The sequence below is a fragment of the uncultured Caldilinea sp. genome, assembly GCF_937128415.1.
Classification (GTDB): Bacteria; Chloroflexota; Anaerolineae; order Caldilineales; family Caldilineaceae; genus Caldilinea.
Genome location: NZ_CAKZMJ010000041.1, coordinates 1 through 1,274, shown reverse-complemented (window position 1 = coordinate 1,274; position 1,274 = coordinate 1). Strand labels below are relative to the sequence as shown.

2 protein-coding genes are annotated in these 1,274 nt (G+C 64.0%); one reads left to right on the top strand and one right to left on the bottom strand.

Going from position 1 to position 1,274, the window contains the following annotated elements; all coding sequences use genetic code 11:
- The coding region (locus Q0367_RS06835; protein WP_298981310.1) for an HAD-IC family P-type ATPase at positions 1-393 on the top strand (393 nt) is incomplete at its 5' end.
- A gap of 86 nt (positions 394-479) precedes the next feature.
- Here Q0367_RS06835 and Q0367_RS06830 read toward each other — a convergent pair.
- The coding region (locus tag Q0367_RS06830; protein WP_298981309.1) for a MazG family protein at positions 480-1,274 on the bottom strand (795 nt) is incomplete at its 5' end.

Here is a 1,274-nt window from a genome sequence, read left to right as displayed (position 1 = left end):
GACTATCAACGGCAGGGGAAGGTCGTCGTGATGGTGGGCGACGGCGTCAACGATGCGCCGGCGCTGGCGCAGGCCGACGTCGGCGTGGCCATGGGTGCGGCCGGCGCCGACATTGCGCTGGAGGCCGCACACGTTGCGCTGATGCGCGAGGACTGGATGCTCGTGCCCACCGTCTTTGCCATCGCCCGCCGCACCATGCGCGTCGTCAAAATGAATCTGCTGTTGACTGCGGTCTACAACGTCGTCGGGCTTGCGCTGGCTGCCGCAGGCCTGCTGCCGCCGATCCTCGCCGCAGCGGCGCAGTCCATTCCAGACCTGTTCATCCTGGGCAACTCGGCGCGATTGCTGAAAAACGATCCGGCGCACAACTCTTCGCGTGATTCAAGGCGATAAAGACGCTCCACAAGGCCACACGAAAGAACACGAATCTTCGCGCAACTTAATTTGCGTCTCTGCGTGTTCCTTCAAGGAGCAAACGATTACGCGTCGCTGTCCGATGCATTGACGTGCATTTGGGAGTCCTGGAGGCGCTTGCGCATCATGACGACATACGAGCGCAGCGCGTTTTCGGCGTCGACGCCATGCAGGTTCGCCAGCGCCGTCAGCTCCCAGAGAATCTGTCCGACCCGGCGTTCGTCCGGTGCATCGCCCAACAGCGCAACGAGCGACGGATTCGCCTGCGCCAGCGCAGTGCGATCGAGCAGGCCGGCCTTCGCGGCTTTCGACTGCAGCTTGCGCGCCTTTTCCAGCGCAGGCAAGGCAGGGGCGACGCCGTCGAGCGGATCGGACTGCATGCCCTTTTCCGTCTTTTCCTGCGCTTTGATGGCGTCCCAGTTCGCCAGCACATGATCGACGCTGCTCACCGCCACATCGCCGAAGACGTGAGGATGGCGGCGGATGAGCTTGGTCACCACCCCGCGCACGACGTCGGCCATGCGAAAGCGCCCCTCCTCCGTGGCGATCTGCGTCATCATCGTCGCCGAAAGCAGCACGTCGCCCAACTCTTCGCAGATGGCGGGGCTGTTGTCATCCATGAACGCCTCGGCGTCGATGGCTTCGAGCAGCTCGGCGCATTCGTCCAGCAGATCGCTGCGCAGCGAGGCGAGCGTCTGTTCGCGATCCCAAGGGCAGCCCTCCGGCGCGCGCAGGTGGGCGACCAGCTCTTGCAGCGCCGTAAAGCTGGAATGCGGCGGCAGCGGCGGCACATAGACGCTGGTGAGATGGTCGAAGTGCTCTCCGTGATCTAGCTCAGCCAGCGGCAGAGAGATCAAACG